Source organism: Streptomyces sp. BBFR51 (genome assembly GCF_044591655.1).
Classification (GTDB): Bacteria; Actinomycetota; Actinomycetes; order Streptomycetales; family Streptomycetaceae; genus Streptomyces.
Genome location: NZ_CP172448.1, coordinates 8,296,153 through 8,313,070, shown reverse-complemented (window position 1 = coordinate 8,313,070; position 16,918 = coordinate 8,296,153). Strand labels below are relative to the sequence as shown.

General features: G+C 72.5%; 16 protein-coding genes and 1 riboswitch. Of the genes, 10 read left to right on the top strand and 6 right to left on the bottom strand.

Annotated elements, in window-relative coordinates:
• Positions 1-1,563, bottom strand: a complete 1,563-nt coding sequence (locus ACGH7X_RS37735) for an ABC transporter substrate-binding protein (protein WP_399894657.1) — start codon at positions 1,561-1,563, stop codon at positions 1-3.
• Between the two features lie 52 nt (positions 1,564-1,615).
• Positions 1,616-1,744, bottom strand: a riboswitch (cobalamin riboswitch).
• A gap of 225 nt (positions 1,745-1,969) precedes the next feature.
• On the opposite strand from ACGH7X_RS37735, the gene ACGH7X_RS37730 reads away from it, so the two are divergent.
• The 5 genes from ACGH7X_RS37730 to ACGH7X_RS37710 are packed head-to-tail and all read left to right on the top strand — an operon-like array spanning position 1,970 to position 7,634.
• The gene (locus tag ACGH7X_RS37730; RefSeq protein ID WP_399894654.1) at positions 1,970-3,505 is read left to right on the top strand and encodes an ABC transporter substrate-binding protein; all 1,536 of its coding nucleotides are present in this window, start codon (positions 1,970-1,972) and stop codon (positions 3,503-3,505) included.
• A 1-nt stretch (position 3,506) separates the two neighbouring features.
• Positions 3,507-4,451, top strand: a complete 945-nt coding sequence (locus ACGH7X_RS37725) for an ABC transporter permease (protein ID WP_399894651.1) — start codon at positions 3,507-3,509, stop codon at positions 4,449-4,451.
• Positions 4,448-5,284, top strand: a complete 837-nt coding sequence (locus ACGH7X_RS37720) for an ABC transporter permease subunit (protein WP_399894648.1) — start codon at positions 4,448-4,450, stop codon at positions 5,282-5,284. The genes ACGH7X_RS37725 and ACGH7X_RS37720 overlap by 4 nt, the downstream gene beginning before the upstream one ends.
• Positions 5,272-6,834, top strand: coding sequence for an ABC transporter ATP-binding protein (locus ACGH7X_RS37715; RefSeq protein ID WP_399894645.1), 1,563 nt, complete (start codon positions 5,272-5,274; stop codon positions 6,832-6,834). The genes ACGH7X_RS37720 and ACGH7X_RS37715 overlap by 13 nt, the downstream gene beginning before the upstream one ends.
• Positions 6,835-6,851: 17 nt before the next feature.
• Positions 6,852-7,634 carry a class I SAM-dependent methyltransferase gene (locus ACGH7X_RS37710; protein WP_399894642.1) on the top strand — a complete coding sequence of 261 codons (783 nt, stop codon included), beginning with the start codon at positions 6,852-6,854 and terminating at the stop codon, positions 7,632-7,634.
• Positions 7,635-7,680: 46 nt separating this feature from the next.
• On the opposite strand, the gene ACGH7X_RS37705 is transcribed toward ACGH7X_RS37710, so the two are convergent.
• The gene (locus ACGH7X_RS37705) at positions 7,681-8,058 is read right to left on the bottom strand and encodes a MerR family transcriptional regulator (RefSeq protein WP_399894639.1); all 378 of its coding nucleotides are present in this window, start codon (positions 8,056-8,058) and stop codon (positions 7,681-7,683) included.
• Positions 8,059-8,196: 138 nt separating this feature from the next.
• On the opposite strand from ACGH7X_RS37705, the gene ACGH7X_RS37700 reads away from it, so the two are divergent.
• From ACGH7X_RS37700 to ACGH7X_RS37690, 3 genes are all read left to right on the top strand, one after another.
• Positions 8,197-9,153 (top strand): alpha/beta hydrolase family protein, encoded by a 957-nt coding sequence (locus ACGH7X_RS37700; protein WP_399894636.1) that lies wholly within the window; start codon positions 8,197-8,199, stop codon positions 9,151-9,153.
• 273 nt (positions 9,154-9,426) lie between these two features.
• Complete coding sequence (locus ACGH7X_RS37695; protein WP_399894634.1) at positions 9,427-9,945, top strand: lytic polysaccharide monooxygenase auxiliary activity family 9 protein; 519 nt, start codon at positions 9,427-9,429, stop codon at positions 9,943-9,945.
• A 66-nt stretch (positions 9,946-10,011) separates the two neighbouring features.
• Positions 10,012-10,746 (top strand): chitinase, encoded by a 735-nt coding sequence (locus tag ACGH7X_RS37690; RefSeq protein ID WP_399894632.1) that lies wholly within the window; start codon positions 10,012-10,014, stop codon positions 10,744-10,746.
• A gap of 414 nt (positions 10,747-11,160) precedes the next feature.
• Here the strand turns inward: ACGH7X_RS37690 and ACGH7X_RS37685 are convergent, their stop codons facing one another.
• Positions 11,161-12,345: an FAD-dependent oxidoreductase gene (locus ACGH7X_RS37685; RefSeq protein WP_399894629.1), complete on the bottom strand. Its 1,185-nt coding sequence runs from the start codon at positions 12,343-12,345 to the stop codon at positions 11,161-11,163.
• A 147-nt stretch (positions 12,346-12,492) separates the two neighbouring features.
• On the opposite strand from ACGH7X_RS37685, the gene ACGH7X_RS37680 reads away from it, so the two are divergent.
• On the top strand, positions 12,493-13,116 hold the full coding sequence (locus ACGH7X_RS37680; RefSeq protein WP_399894626.1) for a TetR/AcrR family transcriptional regulator: 624 nt from the start codon (positions 12,493-12,495) through the stop codon (positions 13,114-13,116).
• A 6-nt stretch (positions 13,117-13,122) separates the two neighbouring features.
• Here the strand turns inward: ACGH7X_RS37680 and ACGH7X_RS37675 are convergent, their stop codons facing one another.
• Together ACGH7X_RS37675 and ACGH7X_RS37670 are read right to left on the bottom strand one after the other, a co-directional pair.
• A complete protein-coding gene (locus tag ACGH7X_RS37675; RefSeq protein WP_399894623.1) occupies positions 13,123-13,932 on the bottom strand; it encodes a hypothetical protein in 810 nt (269 codons plus the stop codon).
• Between the two features lie 243 nt (positions 13,933-14,175).
• Positions 14,176-15,399 (bottom strand): FAD-dependent monooxygenase, encoded by a 1,224-nt coding sequence (locus tag ACGH7X_RS37670; RefSeq protein WP_399894620.1) that lies wholly within the window; start codon positions 15,397-15,399, stop codon positions 14,176-14,178.
• A gap of 171 nt (positions 15,400-15,570) precedes the next feature.
• Here ACGH7X_RS37670 and ACGH7X_RS37665 point away from each other — a divergent pair, with 171 nt between their 5' ends.
• Positions 15,571-16,077, top strand: a complete 507-nt coding sequence (locus tag ACGH7X_RS37665) for a MarR family winged helix-turn-helix transcriptional regulator (protein WP_399894617.1) — start codon at positions 15,571-15,573, stop codon at positions 16,075-16,077.
• Between the two features lie 33 nt (positions 16,078-16,110).
• On the opposite strand, the gene ACGH7X_RS37660 is transcribed toward ACGH7X_RS37665, so the two are convergent.
• A complete protein-coding gene (locus tag ACGH7X_RS37660) occupies positions 16,111-16,830 on the bottom strand; it encodes a DinB family protein (protein WP_399894614.1) in 720 nt (239 codons plus the stop codon).
• Positions 16,831-16,918: the final 88 nt, after the last annotated feature.

Here is a 16,918-nt window from a genome sequence, read left to right as displayed (position 1 = left end):
TCAGCCGACGCGGACCCGGTCGAAGCGGGCCCAGTCGTGCGAGTTCGGCGGGGCGGCGCGCAGGCCGCTCACCGACCGGGCGACGGCGTCGTTGGCGTCGGAGAACGCCCACACCAGCAGCCCCGACGCGTCCCGGGCGATCTTCTGCGCACGGGTCAGGAGCGCGAGCCGTTGCCGCTCGTCCCGGCTGGTGCGGGAGCGCTCCAGCAGTTCGTCGAACTTCTTCGAGGCGTACTGCGTCTGGTTGCGGGCCGCGCCGCCGCGGACCCGTTGCTCGAGGAAGTCGGAGACGGGGAGGGTCGAGGTGGTGTTGAAGGCGGCGACACCCTTGGTCTTGATCTCGCTGAAGTACGTGCTGGACGCCCGGGTGTTGGCGGTCAGCCGCAGCCCCACCTCGCGCAGCTGCCCCGCCATGAGGTCCGCGGCCGGCTCCCAGGCGGCGTCGACGGAGCTGGTCTCGACGGTGAGGTGCAGCCCCTGCGCACCGGCCTGCTTCACCAGCCGCCGTGCCTCCTCGACGTCCCGTTCGCGGGGGCCGAGGTCGTCCGGGTAGCCGTGCAGGCCCAGTCCGAACAGGTCGTTGCCCACCTCGCCGTGGCCGGCCAGGGCGACCCTGACCAGTTCCTCCCGGTCGATGCCCAGTTGTACGGCCCGCACCAGCCGGGGATCGTCGAACGGCGTGCGGCCGGTGCGCAGCAGGAGCTGCTGCGCGGTGGCGCGCCGCGCGGTCAGCAGCCGTGTCGAGCCGTCCTGCTTCAGCCGTTCCACGGAGGCGCCCGCCATGTCTGCGGCGTAGTGGACCTGGCCGGACAGCAGCGCGTTGAGCCGGGCCGACTCCTCGTTGGCGGGGACGATCTCCAGCTCGGCGATGTGCGGGGCGCCGTCCCAGTGGTCCGCCCAGCGCCGGAAGCGGGCGGTGCCGCCGGGCGTGAACGACACGTAGGTGAAGGGGCCGGAGCCCACGGGCTCGTGGAAGTCGGTCGTCCCGTCGGGGACGATCTCGGTTCCGGGGCCGGCGAAGGCGGTGGGGAACTCGAAGTTCGGGGCCTTCAGCACGAGGACGACGGAGCGTTCGCCGTCGGCCGCGCTCGCGTCGAAGTCGATCGCGGAGAGCAGCACTTGGGAGGGTGAGCCGGTGGCGGGGTCGGCGGCCCGGCGGTAGCTGTAGAGCACGTCCTTCGCGGTGACGGGTTTCCCGTCGTGGAACGCGGCCTTGCGCAGCCGTATGCGCCACCGGGTGCCGGAGGCGTCGCTCTCCCAGGACTCCGCGAGCCGCTCGCGCACGGACATGTCGTCGGCGTACGTGCCCAGCGTGTCGTACAGGGCCTTGGCGCGGGCCTGGTCGACGAAGTTGGGGGCGACATGGGGGTCGAGGGTCTCCTGGGAGCCGCCGGCCGTGAACGCGGCCCGGAACCGGTCGCCGCTCGCTCCGTCCTTGCCGTCCCCGGCGCAGCCGGTGAGCAGACCGGACGCGGTCAGCGCCAGGGCGCCCGAGGCGGCCAGCACCCCCCGTCTGCCGGGTTCGGGCCGCCGTACGGTCTCCGTGCGGGCATGCGTCGTCACAGCCGATCCTCTCCGGGGTGTCCTCGCCCCTGCCTGCGGACCGGCGACGGGTCAGTCTCCTGGCTTCCGGATCGTCGCTCGCCTCCGCCTTCCCGTCCGCTCGCGCGGACAGTGGCGTGCAGGAGGATCGCTCCCCGGTCACAGTGGCGGGACCGCGCCGGACTCGCACCGGCTTCCTGGTCCCCGTCGCCTCTTGCGCCCATTCTGGCCCACGCGGGGGTGCGGTCCGCGACCGGGGCCGGTCCGTGCGCCTCCCCGGTCCGTGCACATCCCCGAGCCGCCGGGCCGCCCCGAGTGCTCCATCCCACCTCCGGGCACTATTGCATGACTGTCGCAACAACTTATTGAATGCATATGCTGATCCGTCGAAACGATCAGCAGACAGTCAGCAGGAAGGTGCGTACGCATGCCGGTCCCCCTGTCCCGCCGCAGCGTCCTCGCGGCGGCCGCCGCCGCGGGTGCCGGTCTGCTCACGGGCTGCCAGGCGTCGGGCGGTTCGGGTTCCTCCACGCCCCGCGAGGGCGGGAGTCTGCGAGCCGTGTTCCCGGGCGCGGGGGTCAAGGAGACGATGGATCCGCACGCGCAGCGGCAGTTCGTCGACATCGCCCGTCACAAGGCGGTCTTCGACAAGCTCGTCGACCTGGACGCCACCCTGCGGCCCGTGCCCCGGCTGGCGCGTTCCTGGTCCAGTGACGACTCGGCCCGCGTCTGGCGGTTCGAGCTGCGCGAGGCCCGCTTCCACGACGGGCACGCCCTCACCCCCGAGGACGTCCTGTACAGCATCTCCCGGATCCTCGACCCCGACGCCGCGGACCATCTGGCGAAGAAGTCGCTGTCCCACGTGGACCTCGCCAACTGCCGCGCCGTGGGACGGCACGGCGTCGAGATCTCCCTCACCCGGCCCAACGCGGAACTGCCCACACTGCTGGCCATGACCGGCACGGCCGTCGTCCGAGACGGCTGGAACGACCCGGGGCGCCCCGTCGGCACCGGCCCGTTCCGTTTCGTGTCCTTCACCGGCGGACGCGAGTTCACCGGCCGCCGGTTCGACGACCACTGGGGCGGCGCCGCCCACCTGGACGAGGTGCACATCCTGTCCGCCGAGACCGAGGCGCGGGCCGCCGCCGTGCGCGCGGGCGAGGTGCACTACGCGCACGAGATGACGCCGACCTTCGCCCGTACGGTCGAACACGACAGCCGGGTACGGGTGGTGGCGACCGCGCGCAGCGGGGTGCAGGGCTTCGCCCTCAAGACGGACCGGCCCCCGTTCGACGACCCGGACGCGGCGCTGGCCGTCAAGCTCCTCCTCGACCGCGAGCGGCTCGTGGACGTGGTCTGCGCGGGCCGCGCCGAGATCGGCAACGACCTGTACGGCAAGGGGTTCACGTACTACCCGGACGGCCTGGAGCAGCGCGAGCGGGACGTCGCGGAGGCCAGGCGGCTGCTGCGCCGTACCGGCCTGTACAACAAGAAGGTCTCCTTCTACACCTCCACCGCCGCGGACGGCTTCGCGCAGGCCGCGCACCTGTTCACCGAGCAGGCGGGTGAGGCCGGACTGCGGGTGGAGATCGTCAACGGGCCCCCGGAGTCCTACTTCACGGACGTCCTGAGCAAGGGCACCGTCACCAACCACCGGTGCGGGGCCATGCCCATCCCCACCTACATCAGCGAACGGCTGCTCACCGACGCGCCGCAGAACGCGACCGCCTGGGAGCGCCGGGACTTCGACGAGGCCTTCGCCGCCGCGCGGGCCGTCACCGACGACGCGGCACGCACCCGCGCGTACCGGTCGGTGCAGACGACACTCCGCGATCGTGGCGGCCTGGCGCTGTGGGCGCACCCGGAGTGGCTGAACGCCGTCTCCCGCACACTGCGGGGCGTGAAGGAGGCTCCGCCCAACACCGTGGACTGGGCGCGGTTCGACACGGTCTGGCTGGACTGAGGTGCTGCGGTACGCGCTGCGGCGGTGCGGGTGGACCGTCGTCCAGCTCGCCGTGCTCGGCGTCGTCGTCTTCCTGCTGACCAATCTGCTGCCGGGCGACGCGGCCACCGTCGACTTCAACGAGCAGGCCGGTCTCGACCAGGTGGCTCAGCTGCGCGAGCAGATGGGTCTCGACCGGCCGCTGGGTGAGCGCTTCGTCGACTGGGCGGGGGACCTGCTCACCGGTGACCTCGGCACCTCGCTGGTGGGCGGCGGTCCGGTGAGCGACGCCCTGTTCTCCACCGTCGGGGTGACGGCCACGCTGGCCGGCGTCACACTCCTGCTGCTGGTCCCGCTGGCCGTCGCCGTCGGCCTGTTGACGGGGCTGCGGGCCGGCGGCCGTACGGACCGTGTGGTGTCCGCCGTGACGCTGACCCTGACGTCGATACCGGACTTCGTGCTGGCCCTGCTGCTGGTGGCGTTCTTCTCGCTGCGGCTGGGCTGGCTGCCCTCCACGTGGGTGGGCGCCGACGACGGCTGGTGGCAGCGCCCGGAACTGTTCGTGCTGCCGGTGGCTGTCCTGCTGGCCCGCACCGTGTGTGTGCTGTCGCGGCAGATCCGGGCCGGCACGATCACGTCGCTCAACTCCGGCTACACGGTGCAGGCCCGCCGTCTGGGGGTGCCGCCGACGCGGCTGGTGCTGCGGCACGTGCTGCCCAATGCAGCCGTGCCGGGCGTACAGGAACTGGCCCGCACCGGGGACCAGTTGCTGGGCGGTGTACTCGTCGTGGAGGCGGTGTTCGCCGTTCCCGGCACCGCGACGGCGCTGGTGGCGGCCGTGCAGAACCGTGACGTGCCCACCGTCCAGGCGCTCACCCTGACCCTCGCCGCCGTCGCCTGTCTGCTCAATCTGGCGGCGGATCTCGTCACCCAGCGCCTGGCTCCCCGTTCGGAGGTGCTGCGATGAGCGGCATACGGTCCCGGCCCCGTCGGCGGGTGTGGGGCGGCGCGGTGCTCCTGGCGCCGCCGGTGGCGACGGCCGTCGTCGGCCCGCTGGTGACGTCCGCCGACATCCCTTCCGACGGAATGCCGTACGCCCTCGGTGACGGACATCCGCTGGGCACCGACGCGTTGGGCCGGGACGTGCTGTCGCTGGTGCTGCGTGGCGGGGCCAGCGCCCTGGGCGTGGCGTGCGCCGCGGTGGCCCTGGCCGTGCTCGTCGGCGGGGTGCTCGGGCTGGCGGCCGCGGCCTCTCGCAGCCGCTTCGTCGACGACCTGCTCATCCGGCCCGTGGAGCTGTTGCTGCCGCTCCCCTCGCTTCTGGTGATCAGTGTGGTGGGAGTCGGCTGGCGTGGGGACCCGGTCGCGGTGGCACTGGCGGTGGCCGCCCTCAACGTACCGGCCGTGGCGCGGCTGTTGCGGGCGGCGGCGCTCGACGCGGCCAGTGGCCCCGTCGCCGAGGCCATGCGGCTTCAGGGCGAGTCGCCGGCGCGGATTCTGTTCGGGCACGTCGGACGGGCCGTGCTGCCGGTGGCCGCCGCCGACGCGGGCACCCGGGTCGGCGCCGCGGTCTTCACGGTGGCCGCCGCCAACTTCCTGGGGCTGGGCCTGGACCCGACCTCGCCGGACTGGGGTGTGGTGATCGCCGCGAGCAGGGAGGCGCTGTTCGTGCAGCCCTGGGCGGTCTGCGCGCCGACACTGATGCTGGTGATGTTCACGGTCGGCGCCAATCTGCTGGCGGACGGCCTGCTGCCGCGCGCCGCGACAACCGAGGGGAAGGCGGCGGCGTGGAACCGGTGATCGAGGTCGGCGGCCTGACGGCACGCGCCGGTGGGGCCATGCTGCTGGACGGCGTCGCGTTCACCGTCGAGCCCGGCGAGGCGACCGCCCTGGTGGGGCCTTCGGGCAGCGGCAAGACCACCGCGGCGCTCGCCCTGCTCGGCGAGGCCGCGCCCGGGGTCCGGCTCACCGGCACGGTGCGGGTGTCGGGCACCCAGGTGGTCGACTCCGGTGGGCCGACCGGCTCGGCGGCGGAGGTACGCGGCCGGGTCGTCGCCTACATGCCGCAGCACCCGGCCCACGCCCTGAACCCGGCCCGGCGGATCGGCTCGGTCCTGACCGAACTCGCCCGTCTGCACCGTCCGGACACCGAGGGCGGCCGGGCCGCCGCGCCGGACCACGCGGCCGCGGCCCTGCGGACCGCCGGGCTCCCGGACACCGCGGCGACCCGGCGGCGCTTTCCCCACCAGTTCTCCGGCGGCCAGCGGCAACGGGTGGCGCTCGCACAGGTACTGGCTTGCGGACCGCGGGTCCTGGTGCTCGACGAGCCCAGCACCGGCCTCGACACCGTGGCGCGCCTGCGGCTGGCGGGCGAGCTGTCACGGCTGGTGGCCGACGGTTTCACCCTCCTGCTGCTGAGCCACGACCTGGGCCTGGTACGGGCGGTGGCCACCCGCACGGTCCTCCTGGACCGGGGCCGCGTCACCGCCGCGGGCCCCACCGCGGACGTACTGCCTGCGCAGGCACCGCCCACTGCCCGGGTTCCCTCCGCGCCGGACGGGCCGGCCGCACCGGACGCCGGGACCGCCGCCCCCGTCCTCGAAGCGCGCGGCCTCTCCGCATGGCTGCGCGCCGGGCGGCGGGGCGAGGTACTGCACGACGTGACGGTCGGCGTGCGCGAAGGCGGGTGCACCGCGGTCGTCGGCCCGTCGGGCAGCGGCAAGACCCTCCTCGCCCGGTGCCTCGCCGGTCTGCACGAGCGGCACCGCGGACAGGTCGCGTTCCGCGGCGCACCGCTTCCCGTGCTGCGCCACCGCACCCCGCGCCAGACACGTGCGGTGCAGTACGTCTGGCAGGAGGTGCGCAACTCCTTCGACGAACGCCGCACCGTCCTCGAACAGGTCGCCCGCACCGCCGTACGGCTGCGCGGACTGGCGCCCGCACAGGCCGGACAGCAGGCGCTGCAGATGTGGGAGCGGCTCGGTCTCACACCGGAGCACGCGTCCCGGCACGCCGCGTCCCTGTCCGGCGGCGAACTGCAACGGGCCGCCCTGGCGCGGGCCCTGCTCGCCGAACCCGACGTACTGATCTGCGACGAGATCACCACGGCCCTCGACGCCGCCGGCACGGCACTCGTCGTGGCGGAGATCGCCCGGCTCAGGGCGGAGCGGGGCACGGCCGTGCTGTGGATCGGCCACGATCTCGCGCTCGTCGAGCAGTTGGCCGACGACCTGGTGGTCCTCGACGCCGGCACCGTCGTGGACAGCGGCGCGTGCGACACCGTCCTGACCTCTCCCCGCTCCGAGACGACCCGCCTGCTGCTGCGCTCGAGGCACCTGGCGGCCAAGTGAAAGGAACACCCCATCCCATGACAACCACCGCCGCGTCCGACTGGCAGCGCTGGCAGACCAGTTGGGACCGTCAGCAGGAGTGGTACATGCCGGACCGGGAAGAGCGCTTCCGGGTCATGCTCGACACGGTCGAGGCGGTGACCGGCCCCGCGCCACGCGTCCTCGACCTCGCCTGCGGAACGGGCAGCATCTCGGACCGCCTGCTGCGCCGCCTGCCCGGCGCCACCACCGTCTGCGTGGACATCGACCCGGCCCTGCTGGCCATCGCCCGCGGCCACTTCGCCGGGGACGAGCGCGTGACCTTCGCCGAGGCCGACCTGACCGACCCGGACTGGACCGACCGGCTTCCCCACGCGTCCTACGACGCGGTGGTGACCGCCACGGCCCTGCACTGGCTGGACACGGACTCGCTGCGCCGCCTCTACGGCACGCTGGCCGGCGTGGTCCGTGAGGGCGGGGTGTTCCTCAACGCCGACCACATGACCGACGAGTCCGCGCCCGCGCTCAACGCCGCCCTGCACACCCTGCACACCGCACGCCAGGAGCGGCAGCGCCGGCAGGGAGCCCTCGACTGGGCCGACTGGTGGCACGAGGTGGCCGTCGACCCGGTACTCGCCGAACCGGCGGTGCGCCGGTTCGCCCTGCTGGGGGATCCGCGCGAGCCTCGCCCGGCCGGTGAGCGCGGGGACCGGCCGACCGCGACCCGCTGGCACGTCGACACCTTGCGGGAGCAGGGGTTCGGCGAGGTACGACAGCTGTGGTGCTCGGCGAGCGACGCGCTGGTGGCCGCGCTGCGCTGAACGGGGGCGGTACAGGGGCCGGGCGGGGCACGCTGGCTGAGCGGCCTCACCCCGTCCGGGCGCGGCACGACCGGCCCGTGCGCAGGTTGGTCGTGGCGCCGGTGATGACGGAGTCCAGTCTGTCCCGGGTGCCGACCAGCTCGGTGATCCGGCCGTCGATGCGGTCCCGTTCCCTGGACAGCCGGTCCAGCAGTTCCGGCGTGGCGTTGCCGTCGACGACGCAGGGCAGGAGCTCGACGATGGCGCTGCTCGACAGGCCGGCGGCGTAGAGCTGCTGGATCAGCCGGACGTGGTCGACCGCGCCTTCGGGGTACTGCCGCTGGCCGCTGTGACTGCGCTCCGGAACGAGCAGGTCCTGTTCTTCGTAGTAGCGCAGCGCCCGCACGCTGACGCCCGTTCTGCCGGCCAGCTCCCCGATGCGCATCCCGCGCCTCCTCTCGTGGGTCCGTCGGACGACTTGCCTCTCACGTCAACGTGAGGTTTTAGCGTAACCCAAGAGGGCTCGACACCACCCCTGAGCCCTTCTCCCACGCCGTCCGCCGACAGAGAGAAGCGCCCCATCATGACCGCATCAGACATGGCGACCGGTGCCCCCGCCGCCGCACCCGTCGCCTCGGTGAACCCCGTCGTCTCGGTGAAGCCCGTCGTGCTCCACGCACCGGAGCGTGGCGACGACCTGCGCCTGCGCGTGTCCGCGCCGGTGACCGGGCACGACCTGCCCGTCGTCCTTCTCGCGCACGGCTTCGGCTCGTCGCTCGACGGCTACGGCCCGCTCGCCGACCACTGGGCCGCCCACGGCTTCGTGGTGATCCAGCCCACCCATCTCGACTCCAGGACACTGGCCCTTGCCGCGGACGACCCCCGCAGGCCACGGATGTGGCGATTCCGCGTCGAGGACATGAAGCGCGTCCTCGACGACCTCGACGTGGTCGAGGCGGCCGTCCCCGGTCTCCGCGGACGCCTGGACCGCGACCGTGTCGCGGCGGCCGGCCATTCCTTCGGCGGCCAGACGGCGGGCATCCTGCTGGGCCTGCGCGTCCGCGACCCCGAGACCGGAAGGGCGGAGGACCTGTCCGACCCCCGGGTCAAGGCGGGTGTGCTGCTCGCCACTGCCGGCACCGGCGGCAGCGACCTGACACCCTTCGCGGCGGAGAACCTCCCGTGGCTCAGGGATCCCGACTTCACGCACATGACCACCCCCGCCCTCGTGGTCGCGGGCGACCGGGACGACCTCCCGTTCACCGTCCGCGGCGCCGACTGGACGGCCGACCCGTACGTGCTCAGCCCCGGCGGGAAGAGCCTCCTCACCCTCTTCGGCGCGGAACACTTCCTCGGCGGCATCTCCGGCTACGACGCCGCGGAGGCCACCGACGAGAACCCCGCCCACGTGGCCCTGGTCCAGCGGGTCACCCTGGCCTACCTCCGCCACGCCCTCGACATCGACAGCACCGACTGGACGGCGACGCGGAAGGCTCTCGCCGGGGACACCCACCCACTCGGCCGGCTCGAATCCAAGTAGGGTCCGGCCGGACCGACCGGCCGGGCTCCGGTTCGCCGGTCACACACTCTTGACACGGTCACGTCGACCGCTTGTATGGTCTAGTCCAACAGAACTCGCCGCTCCGCTTGCGGAGTTGATCCTTGCCGGGGCCCCGATTCCCCGCCTGGACGGTGAGTGCGCGTCACCTTCGCGCCTCTTGGCCCCACCCACGAGAGGCCGTACGCGGCGTGCGCGGTCCCCCCACACATGACCGCGCGCGCCCCGGGACGGCCTGATGTGAAGGAGTTCCCCATGCACGCACGTCGGAAGACCGCTGCCCTGATCGGCGCGGCCCTCGCCCCCGTGGTCGCCGTGAGCCTGCCCGCCTCTTCGGCGAGCGCGCACGGCTACATCTCCGACCCGCCCAGCCGTCAGGCCCAGTGCGCCGCGGGCACGGTGTCCTGCGGCGACATCACGTACGAGCCCCAGAGCGTCGAGGGCCCCAAGGGCCTGAGCAGTTGCAGCGGCGGCAACAGCCGCTTCGCGGAGCTGGACGACGACAGCAAGGGCTGGACCGTCACCCCCGTGTCGAAGAACACGACGTTCTCGTGGCAGCTCACCGCGCAGCACGCCACCAGCACCTGGGAGTACTACGTCGGCGGCCAGCGCATCGCGCTGTTCGACGACGGCGGCGCGAAGCCCGGAGCGGTGGTGAACCACCAGGTCGACTTCGGTGGGCTCACCGGACAGCAGAAGGTCCTCGCCGTGTGGAACGTCGCCGACACCAGCAACGCGTTCTACGCCTGCATCGACGTCAACGTCGGCGGCTGACGGGCCGGGTGGAGCAGACCGCCCTCCCCCCCACGCCGTTCCCCCCACCGAGCAGGAGTCGATACCGTGCAGCACCGCAAACTCGCACTGCTGGCCGCCACCGGCGCGGCCGCCGCCCTGTGCACCCTGACGATGGCGCCGTCGGCCGTCGCGGAGAAGTCCCACACCCGGGCCTCCGCCGCCGAATTCGTGGTCAGCGAGGGCCAGTTCAACGAGATGTTCCCGAGCAGGAACTCCTTCTACACCTACAGCGGTCTCACCGCCGCGCTCAGCGCCTACCCGGGTTTCTCGAACACCGGCAGCGACACGGTGAAGAAGCAGGAGGCCGCGGCCTTCCTCGCCAACGTCAGCCACGAAACCGGCGGACTGGTGCACGTCGTCGAGCAGAACACCGCCAACTACCCGCACTACTGCGATGCCACCCAGCCGTACGGCTGCCCGGCCGGCAACGACAAGTACTACGGTCGCGGGCCCGTGCAGCTCAGCTGGAACTTCAACTACAAGGCCGCCGGAGACGCCCTCGGCATCGACCTGCTCAACAACCCCGACCTGGTCCAGAACGACTCGGCCGTGGCCTGGAAGACCGGCCTTTGGTACTGGAACACCCAGACCGGGCCCGGCACCATGACCCCGCACGACGCCATGGTCAACGGTGCCGGATTCGGTGAGACCATCCGCTCCATCAACGGCAGCCTGGAGTGCGACGGGGGCAATCCCGGGCAGGTCCAGAGCCGGATCGACAACTACGAGCGCTTCACCCAGCTCCTCGGCGTCGAGCCCGGCGGCAACCTCAGCTGTTAGGAGGCGCCGAGGCGTGTGACGCCCGCCCCCTCGTGATCACCGGCGATCCCGGTCGCGAGGGGGCCGTCGGCCGAACCAGCGGCCGAGGCGGCCGCGTCGCGAGCGGCGAGGATCCCGTCGCGTCGTGCGACGAGATCCCGTTTTGTCCCCGTCCGTGACAGCGGGGCTTCGCCCCCGGTGGTCGTCGGGCGAAAGGAGCGGGGCCCTGCGGTCCGTCTGAGCCCGGATCTCCACATGGGCTTCGTGAGCCGTGACGCGGAACGCCTCCTCGTAGGAGGCCAGGGCCGCGCTCATCGCACCGCCCGCCGTACCCCGGCGGCGTATGCGTGCCGCCAGCCAGGTGAAGAGGCCGAGGACGACGACAAGGCCTCCGGCGAGGATCACGAACGGTAGGAGCGCGGCCATGGCATGAGACTAATGGCCGACCACGGGCTGCTCCCCGTGCCCGGGGCCCGCTCCGGGCTCTCCGAACCGGGCGAGTTCGTCGGCGTCCGGTTCCTCCAGCAGGAACCCGGCGCCGCCCTCGAGCATCGCGGCGGTTTCGGCGGAGCGCGGGAGCATGGTCTTCTCGTAGGTGTGCACGGCGTCGTCGACGGTCGCGGAACCGGCGAGGGCGAGCGCGAGTTCCGCGGCGTCGAGCATGGCGAGGTTGACGCCGACGCCGAGCGGGGGCATCAGGTGTGCGGCGTCTCCCAGGAGGGTCACGCCGGGCGAGTGCCGCCAGGTGTGCGGCACCGGCAGGGCGAACAGCGGACGGTCGACGTACACCCCGTCGTTCTCGGTGATCATCCGGAGTATGCGCGGCGCCCAGCCGGCGTACTCGTCGAGGAGATGTGCGCGGATGCCGTCGGTGTCCTGCGGAGCGAGCCCGCTCGCGGTGATCCAGTCCAGCGGGGCTCGCCGCATGATGTAGACCCGCATGTGACCACCGCTGTTGCGCTGCGCGAACAGGCCGCGTTCACCGTCTGCCACGTGGGCGCTGCCCTGGCCGACCAGTGCGGACAGCTCCGGGTGTGCGGATTCCATGTCGTCGAACCAGGCTTCCAGGAAGCCGACCCCGGTGTAGCGCGGCACGGCGTCGGAAACCGCCGCACGGACGCGGGAGAAGGCACCGTCCGCTCCGATCACGAGGTCCGTTTCCACGGTGCTCCCGTCGGTGAACGTCAGTGTCCGCGGCCCGTCGGCCGGCCCGCTCACCGACTCCAGGGTGTGCCCCCACCGCACCGTCCCGGCGTCGAGCGATCGCAGCAGCAGGTCCCGGAGCTGACCGCGGTCGATCTCGGGGCGGGACGTCTCGCCCGCGTCCGGCAGGTGGTGGCCGAGGAGGCGCCCCGCCGGGTCGAAGCGGCGCATCTCCTGACTCTCGCATCTGGCGAGCGCGAGAAACTCCTCCAGCAGGCCCGCTTCGCGAAGGGCGAGTTGGCCGTCCTCCTCGTGCAGGTCGAGCGAGCCGCCCTGGTCGCGGGAGTACGCGTCCGGGTCACGGTCGTACACCGTCACGGCGATGCCGTGCTGCCGCAGGACGCGTGCGCAGGTCAGGCCTCCGGGGCCCGCACCGATGACGCTGATGCGTGCGCCCGCCGGTGTCGGAGCGTTCATGGTGGGTTCCTTTCGTGGGTGGGGCCTGCGGCGATGCCGCGACCCGCCGAAACCACTAAAGCAGAAACGAATAAGAAACTGCAACGGTTCCAGTTTCGATCTCGCGCCAGTTTCTGCTTCGTTCCAGTTGTGCGTTAGAGTGGCGTCATGCCCGACTCTCCGAACCCTGGCCGTCGCGAGCGCAAGAAGGCGGCGACCAGGCAGGCCATCGCCGACGCGGCCCTGGAACTCTTCCTGGAGCACGGTTTCGACCGGGTCAGCGTCCGCGACGTCGCCGAGAAAGCCGATGTGTCGACAACGACCCTCTTCGCGCACTTCCCGAGCAAGGAGTCACTGGTCTTCGACCGCGAGGGGGACGTGGAGGCACGGCTGACGGCCGCCGTCCGCGAACGGCCCGCGGGCCAGGACGTGGTCGAGGCATTGCGCGCCCACGCGCTGCGGTCCTGGGTGCCGGTCGCGTCGGACCCACGACGCGACCGATTCACCGCGCTGGTCAACGGCACGCCCGCGCTCCGCGAGTACGGAGAACGGATGTGGATGCGGCATGCGGGCGCCCTGAGCGCCGCGATCGCCGAGGAACTCGGCCGGGAGGCGGACGATCTCGCCTGCTCGGCGCTCGCACGGTTCGTGCTGGAAGTGCCGGCCCTGGCAGCGGGGCGGCACGATCCGCGCGCGACTGTGGAGACGGTGTTCGACCTGCTCACGCACGGCTGGCCGGCGCCGGGCCACTCCTCAAGTCCGGGTGCCGCAGCGGGCACCTCCGCGGGCTGACCCACCTCAGGAGCTGCCGCGCTCCTTCCCTGTCGCCGCCCCGTCCGGCCCGCCCGCCGAGGGCGGCCGGGCAGCCACCGGCACCGGTGGGGTCGGCGTGGCCTCGTCGTCCAGGTCCCCGCGCAGGGCGGCGACGGCGAAGGCCACCATCGAGGCGGACGCGAGGAGGGCGAGGGGTCCCCAGATCGCCGGGATCGCCCACAGCGGCCAGTCGTTGGACTCCTGGGCCCAGAGCGTCAGGACGGCCGCGCCACCCATGCCGACACCATGCCACCGCACCACGGCCGCCGCCTTCGCGTGCCGTGGGTCTCTCCGGGCGAAGAGGGGCCACAGGCCACCGACGAGGGCGGTCAGGCCGACCGAGAGACAGGCGAGCGCGCCGCCGAAGTGACCCTCCGGCATTCCCACGGGGCCCGCACTCGTCTGCTGCCGGCGGCCGTCGGCGTCCCGCACCTCCACGACCCGCCCGTGCCAGATGACGCCGACGACCTTGTCGGCCGGTTCCAGCTCCGACAGCACCGGGTCGGTCGCCCGGAACGTCACCTCCCACGACCTGCCGGAAGGCGGCAACAACTCCGCCTCCGGCGACCGACCCCGCTCACCGCGGTGCGTGTCTGCCGTCCGCACCGTGAACTCCTGCTCCCACAGACACCCCGCCGCCCGCACCGGGACCGAGGCACAGGCCGGCGCGGCCCGGTACTCCCGCTCCCGGTCCAGCGCCCGGCCCATCTGCCCGGCCGCCACGACCCCCGTCACGAGAGTCGCGACGGCGACGAGCAGCCACACCACGGACCGTGCCGCCGCCTTGTATCTCACCGCGCCTCCCCCGTTCGCTCCGCGTATTCGAGCACACCGGACGGAAGGCCACCCATGCCCACCACCGGCAGAACACGCCTCTTCGTCTTGCCGGATCACGGAAACGTCGGCCTGCGGGCGACGACGATCGGGGACAGCCCGGACGGCCCGGGACGGAGCCCCGGGCGCACCCGCGGGCCGTCCGGGACCGAGCCCACGGGCGCTCTCGCGGGTCACCCGCACCCGCGCCCGTGGGCTCCGCCCTCAGGCGGCCCGCGGGTAGTCGGGCAGCTCCATCGCCGAGTGTGCCGCGCGCCCTTCCAGCGCGCTCTCGGTCACCAGCGCCCCAGCCGCCGCCTCCGGGTCGCGGAGCAGGGCGTTGCGGGCCTCGAGATCCTCCCGCGTCGCGGGGGTGACCGCCGGGCCGCCGCTGGTGGCCAGCGCCTGGTTGCGCTCCGCGAAGGGACGGATCCTGCGCTCGTAGGCCGCGAAGGCCTCGGTGTGGTCCGCGTGCGTGGCCAGTTCGCCGGCCAGGACGTACGCGCCGACGAGCGCGACGCTGGACCCCTGGCCGGAGATGAACGACGTGGCGTGCGCGGCGTCGCCCGCCAGGACGACGCGCCCGTGGGACCAGGTACGCATGTGGATCTGGCTCACGACGTCGAAGAAGAGGTCGTCGGCCTCGCGCATGCCCTCGACCAGACGCGGCACGTGCCAGACCTGCTCGGGGAAGCGCGCCGCCACCAGGTCCCGCTGGGCCCGGGGGTCCCGGAACGCGTCGAGGGGCGGGGTGTCGCGGGTGAAGGTGAGGAAGCCGTGCACCCGGTCGGAGGGCTCGTGGGCGTAGAGGACCGCGCTGCGTCCCGGATCGTTCCAGATGGCGGCCTCGTGCGCGAGCCCGAACTCGTTCGGCAGCGTGAAGCCCGCGAAGACGTATCCGAGGTAGAGGTGAAAGGGCTCCTCGGGTCCGAAGACCAGCCGGCGGGTGTTCGAGTGCAGTCCGTCCGCGCCGACCACGAGGTCGAACGTGCGGCGTATCCCGCTGTCGAAGACGACGTGTACGGCGTCCCCGGTGTCGTCCAGTGTCGCGATCGAGTCGTTGAAGAGGAACTCGACCCGGTCCCGCAGCGGGGTGTAGAGCGCGTCGGCCAGGTCACCGCGCCGGACTTCGAGGTCGAGGCCCGCCTCTCCCCCGGTCAGCTGCTCGGGCTGCAGCGTGCCGACCGTCTCCCCCGCCGCGCCCACGAAGGTGATCCGCCGGCTGTCGACGTGCGCCTTGCTCAGACGCGGCAGCAGACCCATGCGGTCCACGGCCTCACGGGCCGTGCCGCGAATGTCGATCGCGTACCCGCCCCCGCGGACGGCGGCGGCCTTTTCGACGACGGTCACCTCGAAGCCGTAGCGGTCGAGCCAGTGCGCGAGCGCGGGGCCCGCGATACTTGCTCCGGAGATCAGTACGCGGCGAGCGGGACGGGACGTGTGGATCATGGCTTCTCACCTTTCCGCCGGGGCGGGCCCCGGAAGGACGGAGGTACGCGCCGCATGGAGCGCAAACATACGTACCTTAGGTATCTTTATGGAGGCCATACGGCACCCCTCCAGGCACCGGCCGCTCCCCACGATATAGATACCTAACTCAGGTATGCAAATGGAGACCTCATGACCCCCGAGCCCTCCGGATCCCCCGGACCGGAAAACCCGCACGCCGACCTGCTCGCCGTGCTGCCCCGGCTCACCCAGCTGAGCGCCGCCTTCACCAAGGGACGGCTCACCGAACGTGCCACCGACGCGGCCGGCCTCGCCCTCGACCGCCCCGCCATGGGCGTGCTGCTGGCGCTGCGTACGGCCGACGCGCCGCTGCGGATCGGCGAGATCGCCGACCGGATGCAGGTCGTGGGCCCGCACGTCACCCGGCAGGTCCAGGCCCTGGAGAAGCGCGGTCTCGTGCGGCGTGTCGCCGATCCGCACGACCGCCGGGCGAGCCTCATCGAACCGACCGAAGCGGGAACGGAGGCCGCCAACCGCTATGTGACCTCCCTGCTGGGCTGGTTCGCCGAGGCGCTCGCCGACTGGCCCCAGCAGGACCGCGACGACCTCACCCGTCTCCTCACCCGTCTCGCCGACGACGTGACGGCGCGGCTGGCCCGCTTCGACACGGAGGAATGAGGCAGGAGAGCACCCGAGGGCGGCGGGGAGGGCCTACCCGGCCGTGCGGGAGCGGGCCCGCCACAGGTCGCGAAGCAGCGCGATCTCGGCCATGTGGTGGATGAACTCGAGATTGTCCCCGGCCACGACGCCGATGTAGGGGTCGTCGGGATCCGAGCCGTACGGGTACTGGGAGAAGCCGACGGTGTCGAGCTGCTCGTCGGTGACGGCGGCGACATCTTCGCGCCAGCGGTCGATCACCGCCCAGAACCCCTCGAGGGCCAGGGTGGCGGAGGGGGTGAAGTCGACCAGCAGCTTCGGATCCTGGCGCCGTTCGCCGAAGGTCCACTCCCATTGGCCCGCGAAACAGGAGTGCAGGTGCGCCAGCCGCCAGGCGATGGTGGTGACCGGCGTCTCGTCGGGCTCCGGCGTACCGGTGTGGGCGAGGACCTGCTCGACCCGCTCGACGCTCACGCTCCAGTCGTCGGCGATCTTGGCGACCGGCATCCCGCCGGCGGCCTGCCGGGCGACCTCGGCGTACTCACTCGACGGAATGTCGGGGGCGCCCTTGTCGAGCACCCACTCGCCCGGCCCGTACGCCCGGGGCGTGACCGCCTCGCCCCGACGCCGGACCGACCAGCAGCCGGGCACCGGCTCCCACAGGTACTCCTCGTCGCCGAGCCCCGTCAGCCGCACCTCGGCCATCTCCCTGGCCTGGTCGAACTGGTCGAGCAGCAAACCCAACCGGTCGGTCCGCGCGCCCTCGATCTCCATGCCCGGCTCCTTTCGCGGTGCACCCGCGCCACACTGCGCCCATGCGGAGGCTAACGACTCGCGTCACACGGGCGCGACCCATTTCCCG

Excerpts from the sequence above, each read along its gene's own strand:
- ACGH7X_RS37730 (WP_399894654.1), top strand. The coding sequence starts at position 1,970 with ATGCCGGTCCCCCTGTCCCGCCGCAGCGTCCTCGCGGCGGCCGCCGCC.
- ACGH7X_RS37720 (WP_399894648.1), top strand. The coding sequence starts at position 4,448 with ATGAGCGGCATACGGTCCCGGCCCCGTCGGCGGGTGTGGGGCGGCGCG.
- ACGH7X_RS37710 (WP_399894642.1), top strand. The coding sequence starts at position 6,852 with ATGACAACCACCGCCGCGTCCGACTGGCAGCGCTGGCAGACCAGTTGG.
- ACGH7X_RS37705 (WP_399894639.1), bottom strand. The coding sequence starts at position 8,058 with ATGCGCATCGGGGAGCTGGCCGGCAGAACGGGCGTCAGCGTGCGGGCG.
- ACGH7X_RS37700 (WP_399894636.1), top strand. The coding sequence starts at position 8,197 with ATGACCGCATCAGACATGGCGACCGGTGCCCCCGCCGCCGCACCCGTC.
- ACGH7X_RS37695 (WP_399894634.1), top strand. The coding sequence starts at position 9,427 with ATGCACGCACGTCGGAAGACCGCTGCCCTGATCGGCGCGGCCCTCGCC.
- ACGH7X_RS37685 (WP_399894629.1), bottom strand. The coding sequence starts at position 12,345 with ATGAACGCTCCGACACCGGCGGGCGCACGCATCAGCGTCATCGGTGCG.
- ACGH7X_RS37680 (WP_399894626.1), top strand. The coding sequence starts at position 12,493 with ATGCCCGACTCTCCGAACCCTGGCCGTCGCGAGCGCAAGAAGGCGGCG.
- ACGH7X_RS37670 (WP_399894620.1), bottom strand. The coding sequence starts at position 15,399 with ATGATCCACACGTCCCGTCCCGCTCGCCGCGTACTGATCTCCGGAGCA.
- ACGH7X_RS37665 (WP_399894617.1), top strand. The coding sequence starts at position 15,571 with ATGACCCCCGAGCCCTCCGGATCCCCCGGACCGGAAAACCCGCACGCC.
- ACGH7X_RS37660 (WP_399894614.1), bottom strand. The coding sequence starts at position 16,830 with ATGGAGATCGAGGGCGCGCGGACCGACCGGTTGGGTTTGCTGCTCGAC.